Here is an 8,422-nt window from a genome sequence, read left to right on the forward strand (position 1 = left end):
TATAAAATTCTGTGGGTTGGTATCACTCGACATTCGGGGGGCGAGGATCGCAACGGCGAAAGGTCCTCGCTCCCAAGACGGGTTATGAGCGAGGGAGACGGCGAGATCCGGCGACCGAGCGACGTCGGTTCGGCGGACGGCCCGCCGGTCGAGGAGAAGCCCTACAAGATCATTTTCGAGGCCAACAAGTGCTTCGGCGCGGGCAAGTGCGCCGAGGCGAGCGACAACTGGGAGCTGAGCCTCGACACCGGGCTCGCCTCCCCCCGATCCTACTTCGTGGGCGAGGACGAACTCGCGGAGAACGTCCGCGCGGCGGAGATCTGTCCCGCGAAAAAGGGCGAGGGCTGTATCCACGTCGTCGATCGCCGGACCGACGAGGAGATCGCGCCCGACCCCCACGGCGACGGCCGACTAAGCGTCGATTGGTAGTCCCTTCGGTCCGCTCTCACGCCGTTCGCTCGCGGCAGGTTCCTTGCCCGACACCGAAACGCCCATCCCGGTTCCGCCTCAACCCCCGATTGCAGTTCTCGCGAGGGTAGCCAAGCCAGGCCAACGGCGGTGGGCTTAAGACCCGCTCCCGTAGGGGTCCTTGGGTTCGAATCCCAACCCTCGCATGTCGCGGCGAACATCACGTGAGCCGCGGCTGTGTGACGCGGGGTTTCGGGGGATGGCCCCGGGGACAAACGCTTTCCCCCGGGCCCCGAAAGTGCCGGCGATGGTCGGCGAGACGCGCGACCCCGACGGCGAGGAGGGACCGCTTTCGGGACTGACAGTGCTCGATGCCTCTCAGGTGCTCGTCGGACCGTTCTGTACGATGCAACTCGGGGACCTGGGTGCCGAGGTGATCAAGGTCGAACGGCCCGGCGTCGGCGACCGGACCCGCCGGTGGATACCCCCGACCTACGGCGACAGCGAGGAGAGCGCCTACTACCTGAGCGTCAACCGGAACAAACGCTCGGTCGAACTCGATCTCTCGACGGACGCCGGTCGGACGGTCTTTCGCGATCTGGCGAGCGAAGCCGACGTCGTCGTCGAGAACTTCCGGGTCGGGAAAACCGCCGACTGGGGTCTCGAGTACGGCGATCTCGCGGGCGAGAACCCGGGGCTGATCTACTGTGGGCTGTCGGGGTACGGCGAGTGGGGACCGGACCGCGACGCCCCTGCCTACGATATCGTGATGCAGGCGCGAGGCGGGATGATGAGCATCACCGGCGAGGAGGGCGGCCCGCCGGTCCGCGTCGGGGTCGCCATCGCCGACATCGGCGCGGGAATGTACGCGACCCAGGCGATCCTCGCCGCCCTCCTCGAGCGCGAGCTGGGCGACGGGACGGGCCAGAAAGTCGAGGTGAGCCTGCTGGACTGTCAGGCAGCCTGGATGAGCTACCAGGCCGAGAACTACTTCGCGACCGGCGAGTCGCCCGGCCGGATGGGAAGCAAACATCCCAACATCGCCCCTTATCAGGCGTTCGCCACGGCCGACGGCCACGTCGTCGTCGCCTGTACCGACGACGCCAGCTGGCAGGCGCTCTGTCGGGCCCTCGAGGTCCCGGCGCTCGCGGCCGACGACCGCTTTTCGACAAACGAAAAGCGGGTTCGAAACCGGGAGGCCCTCGATCGGCGACTCGAGGCGGCCTTCGGGGAGTACACCACCGAGGAGGCCGTCGCGCGGCTGACGGCGGCGGACGTGCCCGCGAGCGAGGTCAAGCGGATGGAGGGGGTCTTTGCCGACCCCCAGATCGAGGCCCGCGGGATGCGCCAGGAGGTCGCCCATCCGACGGCCGGGACCGTCGAGATGCCCGGCTCGCCGATGTTCCTCTCGCGGACACCGGCGACGATCCGGCGGCCGCCGCCGCGACTCGGCGAGCACACTGCGGCGGTGCTGGGGGAGTACGGCTACGGCGAGGGAGACCTCGAGCGGTTGCGCGCCGAGGGAGCGATCCCCGACGGCTCTCGAGCCGCGGGGAACCGGCGGTAACGTAAGAACTATACTCGCGGCGGGGAACCCTGTCGGTTATGGGCTTTATGGACTCGATCCTGGGGGGAAACCACCAGTCCCGGCGCAACGCCGACGACTACGTCGAACTCGATCTCGCGCCCGCGGACGTAGAGGAGGCCGCGACGCAGGTACACATCGCCGAGATCGACGGCCAGGCGTCGGCGATCGACATCAAGGACGCGGTGTACGACGGCGACATCGTCATCGCCGACATCTCCCACCTGCGGGCGAGCAACGGACGGATCGAACACGTCATCGACGAACTCCGCCAGGTCACCGAGGAGGTCGGCGGCGACATCGTCCAGAAGGGCGACGACCAGATCATCGTCACCCCCGCGGGCGTCCACATCGGGCGACGGAAGCTCGGCGGCCAGTAGCCGACCCCTCGTTTTCCCTCAGTTCTCGAGCCGTCGAGCCGCCGGCCTGCTACACAGTCCTCGATCCGACAGATACTTGGCCGACTGACCGGTAAGTCAGCCATGGCTGACCGATCGGTCGGCTCCCCGACCGCCGGCGACCGTCGCCGGGCCGGGAGCCGGGAAACGGACGTCGCGGCCGGGAAATCGGGATCGACGGAGGGGGCCGCGTGAGTCTCCGCGAGCGCCTCGATTCCCTGTTCGTCAGCAGCGAGGACCTCGACCTGACCAGCGGCGAGATCGGCAAACCCCTGCTCTACCTCTCCCTGCCGATCGTCGTCACCAACCTCTTTCAGACCGCCTACAACCTGGTCGATACGTTCTGGCTCGGCCAGTACAGCACGGACGCACTGGCGGCGATCAGCTTCGCGTTCCCGATGGTCTTCCTGTTGATCTCGTTTGCGATCGGGCTTTCGGTCGCCGGCAGCGTCCTCGTCGCCCAGAACGTCGGCGCCGACAAGTTCCGGGAGGCCGAGTACGCCGCCTCCCAGACCGTCGCCTTCTCGGTGCTCATCTCGATCCCCCTCGGCGCGCTCGGCCTGTTCGTCGTCGATGACCTCGTCGCGCTGCTGGGAGCGGACCCCGCCTACGCCCCGCTCGCGGCGAGTTACATGGAGGTCTTTTCCGTGGGGCTGGTGTTCGTCTTCGGGTTCGCGATGTTCATCGCGCTCATGCGGGGCTACGGCGACACGATCACCCCGATGCTCGTCATGTTCGGCTCGGTCGTGCTCAACATCGCGCTCGACCCCTTCCTGATCTTCGGGTTCACCGACAACCCGATCTTCGCGTGGCTCGCTCTGGAGGGCCTCGAAAGCTCCCTCTACGGGGCGACGGGCTTCGCCGGCAGCGGCATCGAGGGCGCCGCGATCGCGACCATCGTCTCGCGGGCGCTCGCCTTCGCCGTCGGCCTCTGGATCATGTTCCGGGGGAATCGGGGCGTCCGCATCCGTCCGAGCCAGATGGTCCCCGACCTCGGCTACGCAAAGAAGCTGTTGGGGATCGGCCTTCCGGCCTCCGTCGAGGGCACCGGCCGTGCGATCTCGATCAACCTCCTGCTCGTGATCGTCGCGACGTTCCCGACGACGGTCGTCGCGGCCTACGGGATCGGGACGCGGATCTTCTCGGTGATGTTCCTACCCGCGATCGCGTTCTCCCAGGGCGTCGAGACGATGACCGGCCAGAACATCGGCGCGGGCAAGCCCGACCGCGCGGCCCGGACGAACCACTACGGCGCGAAGTTCCTCTTTGCCGTCCTCACCGCCGCCGGCGCCGTCACCTTCCTCGCCGCCCGCCCGATCTCGGCGATCTTCACGACCGATCCCGCGGTGGCCGCCGAGAGCGCTACCTTCCTCCGGGTGGTCGCCTTCAGCTTCGGGTTCATGGGGATCCTCCGGGCGTACACCGGTGGTTTCCGGGGCGCCGGCGAGACGACCGTCGCCGCGGTCATCGCCATCGGCACCCTCGCGATCTTCCGGCTTCCCGTCGCCTTCGGCGGCTCGGTCGCCCTCGGCTCGATCGGGCTCTGGGCCTCCTTTGCGATCTCGAACGTCGCCGGCGCCGCGATCGCCTTCCTCTGGTTTCGGCGGGACACCTGGCGCGGCGAGTCGCTGGCCGACGCCGGCCGCTCCCCACCCGCACCCGGCGACGACTAACTCCTCCTGTCGGCTCCCGGACCGCGCTCGCTGCCCCCCTCTTCGTCGGCCGGCAGGTCGGCGTTCTCTATCAGTCGCGGGAGGACCGCGATCCGGAAGTAGACGGTCCAGAAGAGCCCGAAGACGACCGCGATCCCGAGCAACACCACCCGATCCTCGATGCCGAACTGGACGGTCATGTAGCCGGCACTCAGGAGGACCGCCACGTTGTACATCAGCATGACCCCATCCGAGAGCGTCGGTCGCATGCTCCCGTATTCGAAGAGGGGGACCTAAAAGGCCGGTCTCGTAGCCGGTGCCGGCTAGCTCTGCCGCGGAATAGGGGGTTATATAGGCCGGAGGATTGAGAACAACCGACCCTAGACGCGCGGTCAGCGGAGGCCCATATCCCTAATGAGTACGGACGCAGACCCCGATTCGACGCTACTGAACGAGCACCGAGAAGACGTCTCCCGGCCGATCGTTCGGCTGTTCACCGAGTACGGACGCGACGACCTCCACTGGTTCGTCGTCGGCGTCCTCGCGAGCACGATGGCCCGGTTTCTCGGGCTCGTCCCGCCGATCATTCTCGGGGCCGCCATCGACGCCATCTTCAACGACTCCGCGGCCTACACGCTCCCGGTCGTCCCCAACGCGTGGATCCCGGCGACCGAGACCGGCCAGTTCTGGCTCTCGGCGGCGCTGATGGGCGGGACGATGGCGCTCGCCGCGGTCATGCATTTCTTCCGCCAGTCCACGCTGAACCTGTTCTCTCACCGGGTCAAACACGAGGTCCGGACCTCCTCCTACCAGGCGATGCAGCGCCTGGACATGGACTTCTTCAACGAGATGCAGACGGGCCAGCTCATGAGCATCCTGAACAACGACACGAATCGCCTGGAGCTCTTCCTCGACAACATGACCGACAGCGTCATTCAGCTCGTCGTGCTTGTCATCGGGATCGGTGGCGTTCTGCTCTGGATCAACTGGCAACTCGCGCTCGTCACGCTGTTCGTCATCCCGCTGGCCGCACTCTTCACCTACTGGTTCATGTCGATCGTCGAGGAGATGTACGCCGACATCCGTGAGACCGTCGGCGATCTGAACACCCGCCTCGAGAACAATTTGGGGGGGATCGAGGTCATCAAGAGCGCGACCACCGAGGAGTTCGAGGACGAACGCGTCAGGGACGCCTCCTACGAGTACTTCCGCCGTGACTGGCTGGCGCTGCGGATGAACTTCATCTACCGCCCGGGCCTCCAGATCTTGACCTCGATCGCCTTCGTCGCGACGTTCATCGTCGGGGGTCTCTGGGTCATCTCGGGGCCGCCGGGCCCCTTTTCGGGCGAGCTCTCGATCGGGAACCTCGTCACCTTCCTTTTGCTGACCCAACAGCTCGTCGACCCCCTCGCACAGATGAGCGAGGCCGTCGATCGCTACGAGGACGCCAAGGCCTCCTCGAGCCGGATCTTCGCGCTGATGTCGATTCCGGTCTCGATTCACTCCGAGGAAGGCGCGACCGACCTCGGCGACGTTCGGGGGCGCGTCGAGTACGACGACGTCGACTTCTCCTACGGCGACGAGGAGCCGGTGCTCCACGACATCGACTTCGAGGTCGAACCCGGCCAGACGATCGGCCTCGTCGGCCCCACGGGCGCGGGGAAGACGACGATCCTCAAACTCCTGCTTCGGCTCTACGACGTCGACAGCGGGGCGGTTCGGGTCGACGGCCACGACGTCCGGGAGGTCACCGTAGAGAGCCTGCGGGAGTCGATCGGCTACGTCAGCCAGGACCCGTTCCTGTTCGACGGAACGGTCAGAGAGAACATCGTCTACGGCGCCTTTGACGCGACCGACGAGGAGGTCGAACGGGCCACGAAGCGCGCGGAGGCCCACGAGTTCATCGAGCGGATGCCCGAGGGGTACGACACCCGCGTCGGCGAGCGCGGCGTGATGCTCTCGGGGGGCCAGCGCCAGCGGATCTGTATCGCCCGAACCATTCTGAACGATCCCTCGATCCTGATCTTCGACGAGGCGACCAGCGCGGTCGACACCGAGACGGAGATGTTGATCCAGCGGAGCCTGGACGACCTCACCGAGGACCGGACGACGTTCATCATCGCCCACCGCCTCTCGACGGTCCGGAAGGCCGACGAGGTGCTGGTCGTCGAGGACGGCCGGATCGTCGAACGCGGGGATCACGAGGCATTGCTCGAGGAGGACGGCCTCTATGCCAACCTCTGGAGCGTCCAGGCCGGCGAGATGGACGCCCTCGATCCGGAGTTCATCGAGCAGGCCAGCGAGCGGGCGGCGATGGGTGTTCGAGGCGAGGACTGAGACGGTTGCTGTCCGTGCGTGGCTGGGTTTCAGACCGGATGGAGCGGTCTCGGATAAACGTGGGTAGCGTCGAGGCCGTCAGTCCGAGCGTGCGCGATTCGCGTCCTCGGCACCGACGGTGATCTCCTCGTCGGATCGATCGGGACGTCGCTCGATCGCGTGGCCGGAGTCGACGTGATGTTCGATCGCTGCCGATCCGGCGTTTTCGACCGATTCGCCGTCGATTGACCACTCACAGTCGACACATGTGTAGGCCATTTCGCACTACCCGTCGGGGGTTCTCGGCTCTCCGATATAATTCATTCACTTGTAGGCGAGATCCGACGCGCTCTACGGGCGGAGTCGGACCGTTTGCAAACAGTTATTGGGTGGCTACGGCATGGATGGGCATGGCGAGCGAGTTACGACGTCGGGACGTCCTCCGGGTTTCGGGGGCCCTCGCGCTCGTGGGGGCGGCAGGCTGTCTCGACAACGTCATGGGGGGGGCCTCGGAGGGGAACGGCTCCGACGGGGACGATTCGACGCCCGTGGACGAAAACGACACCGAGACCGCCGAGGGGACGGACGATCCCGACGACGGCGAGGGAACCAATAGAACCGACGGGGCCGGGGGGTCGAACGACTCCGAGGGGAGCGACGACGGTGGCGCCAACGAGACCGGCGATACGGACGAGATCACCGACTCGAACGCGACCGACGAGTCCGTGGATCCAAACGGGACCGGAGGTGATGGCGGCGAGAACGACTCCGGGCAGCGAGACGACGAGGACGCCGAAACCGGCGGATCGAACGAGACTGAGAGCAGTGACGGCGAGGGGGAGGTAGCCGATGCGGAGGGGACCGAAACGGAAGCCGACGACTCGGCCGAGGAGAATGCCAACGATTCGGCCGAGGACGGCGATGGGGGCGAAGAGAGGGGCGAAGGGAACGGGGAGGGAGACGATGGCGGGGACGGCGGCACCGGCGGGGAGAGCCAGTCCACCGAGCCCCCCGAGGGGTTCGTCACCTACACCAACGACGAACTGGGGTATTCGATCGCCCACCCCGAGGGCTGGGAGGTCGAGGAGAGCGGCGAGGAGGTGTACGTCGGCGACCCCGAGAGCCGCCGGGAGCTGGGCGTCCTGACCCTCGACGCGGCGGCGTTCGACTCCAGCGAGGCGCTTTCCGCGGAGTTCCTCTCCAACCTCGAGGCCGACTACGAGGGCGTCGAGGTCCGCGAGGAGGGCGACCGGAGCCTCGCGTCGGGCCAGGACGCCCGCCTGGTCGACGTCGCCTACGGCGATCCCGAGGGCGAGCGCGGCCGCCGGCGCTCGCGGCTGCTGTTCGTGACCGATCCCGAGACGGACGCGGGCTACGTGGCCGAGGTCGCCGCGCCCGCGGAGGCGTTCGACGACGCTCTCGCCGAGCGCGCGGAGACGATGCTCGCGTCGTTCCGGATCGAGAGCGGGGAGAGCACGGAGCGGATCGGCGGCCCGCGGCTCACGCGCCCCCTGGCTCGAGCCGGGACCGGGATCGGCCGTAACCCACGCGAGAACGGCGCGGTCGGACGAGTGCCTATCGCCGGAATCGCTCGGACCGACCGGCGAAACGGCGTCCGTTCGTCGGCGGCCGACGGTCGTTCGGTGTCGTCTGCCCGGGAGTAATCCGCTTCGTTCCCGCGGAACCGATCACGTTGCCGCCGTTTCGGGCCCGAAACCGGCGGCTTCCACCGGCGAAACGGACCACCCGAGCGTGGATCGAAACGCCGCACGGAGGCGGATCGGGGCGTCCATCGCGCGATCGAGCCGATCGCTACGGCCGGTAGTAACCGATTGATCGGTTCGGGTCCCGAACGGACGAGCTGCTTCGGTCCGCCACGCGTCCGAAACCGGCTGAAACGGTCGTCAATCAGGGACTGGACGGCGCAACGGTGGCTGCCCTTTATTCTAAAATCCGGTCAAGGAATCGGACGCCCCACCACGGGGCGAGAGAGACAATGAGCGACGAGATATCGACCGACGACTCGAGACGATCGTTTATGAAAAAGGGCGCGCTCGCCGCCG

At 67.1% G+C, this 8,422-nt stretch carries 8 protein-coding genes and 1 tRNA gene; 7 read left to right on the top strand and 2 right to left on the bottom strand.

The window, feature by feature from the left end:
- The first annotated feature begins 84 nt into the window (after positions 1-84).
- The 5 genes from DVH23_RS08720 (at position 85) to DVH23_RS08740 (ending at position 4,064) form a co-directional block, all read left to right on the top strand.
- Entirely contained in the window at positions 85-429 is a 345-nt protein-coding gene (locus tag DVH23_RS08720) for a ferredoxin (protein WP_114577043.1), read from the top strand.
- A 100-nt stretch (positions 430-529) separates the two neighbouring features.
- Positions 530-614, top strand: a tRNA-Leu gene (locus tag DVH23_RS08725).
- Positions 615-715: 101 nt separating this feature from the next.
- Complete coding sequence (locus DVH23_RS08730; RefSeq protein WP_114577044.1) at positions 716-1,975, top strand: CaiB/BaiF CoA-transferase family protein; 1,260 nt, start codon at positions 716-718, stop codon at positions 1,973-1,975.
- Positions 1,976-2,013: 38 nt separating this feature from the next.
- Positions 2,014-2,373, top strand: a complete 360-nt coding sequence (sepF, locus tag DVH23_RS08735) for a cell division protein SepF (RefSeq protein WP_114577045.1) — start codon at positions 2,014-2,016, stop codon at positions 2,371-2,373.
- 209 nt (positions 2,374-2,582) lie between these two features.
- Complete coding sequence (locus DVH23_RS08740) at positions 2,583-4,064, top strand: MATE family efflux transporter (protein WP_114577046.1); 1,482 nt, start codon at positions 2,583-2,585, stop codon at positions 4,062-4,064.
- On the opposite strand, the gene DVH23_RS08745 is transcribed toward DVH23_RS08740, so the two are convergent.
- Complete coding sequence (locus tag DVH23_RS08745) at positions 4,061-4,312, bottom strand: hypothetical protein (RefSeq protein WP_114577047.1); 252 nt, start codon at positions 4,310-4,312, stop codon at positions 4,061-4,063. The two genes, DVH23_RS08740 and DVH23_RS08745, sit on opposite strands and share 4 nt — an antisense overlap.
- Before the next feature lie 145 nt (positions 4,313-4,457).
- On the opposite strand from DVH23_RS08745, the gene DVH23_RS08750 reads away from it, so the two are divergent.
- On the top strand, positions 4,458-6,380 hold the full coding sequence (locus tag DVH23_RS08750; RefSeq protein WP_114577048.1) for an ABC transporter ATP-binding protein: 1,923 nt from the start codon (positions 4,458-4,460) through the stop codon (positions 6,378-6,380).
- 78 nt (positions 6,381-6,458) lie between these two features.
- On the opposite strand, the gene DVH23_RS08755 is transcribed toward DVH23_RS08750, so the two are convergent.
- Positions 6,459-6,638, bottom strand: coding sequence for a hypothetical protein (locus tag DVH23_RS08755; protein WP_114577049.1), 180 nt, complete (start codon positions 6,636-6,638; stop codon positions 6,459-6,461).
- A gap of 131 nt (positions 6,639-6,769) precedes the next feature.
- Between DVH23_RS08755 and DVH23_RS08760 the strand changes: the two genes are divergently transcribed.
- Positions 6,770-8,023 (top strand): hypothetical protein, encoded by a 1,254-nt coding sequence (locus DVH23_RS08760; protein ID WP_114577050.1) that lies wholly within the window; start codon positions 6,770-6,772, stop codon positions 8,021-8,023.
- The last annotated feature ends 399 nt before the right edge of the window (positions 8,024-8,422 follow it).

The organism is Saliphagus sp. LR7, from assembly GCF_003344565.1.
Lineage (GTDB): Archaea > Halobacteriota > Halobacteria > Halobacteriales > Natrialbaceae > Saliphagus > Saliphagus infecundisoli.

Excerpts from the sequence above, each read along its gene's own strand:
- DVH23_RS08745 (WP_114577047.1), bottom strand. The coding sequence starts at position 4,312 with ATGCGACCGACGCTCTCGGATGGGGTCATGCTGATGTACAACGTGGCG.
- DVH23_RS08720 (WP_114577043.1), top strand. The coding sequence starts at position 85 with ATGAGCGAGGGAGACGGCGAGATCCGGCGACCGAGCGACGTCGGTTCG.
- DVH23_RS08750 (WP_114577048.1), top strand. The coding sequence starts at position 4,458 with ATGAGTACGGACGCAGACCCCGATTCGACGCTACTGAACGAGCACCGA.
- DVH23_RS08730 (WP_114577044.1), top strand. The coding sequence starts at position 716 with ATGGTCGGCGAGACGCGCGACCCCGACGGCGAGGAGGGACCGCTTTCG.
- sepF (WP_114577045.1), top strand. The coding sequence starts at position 2,014 with ATGGGCTTTATGGACTCGATCCTGGGGGGAAACCACCAGTCCCGGCGC.
- DVH23_RS08760 (WP_114577050.1), top strand. The coding sequence starts at position 6,770 with ATGGCGAGCGAGTTACGACGTCGGGACGTCCTCCGGGTTTCGGGGGCC.
- DVH23_RS08755 (WP_114577049.1), bottom strand. The coding sequence starts at position 6,638 with ATGGCCTACACATGTGTCGACTGTGAGTGGTCAATCGACGGCGAATCG.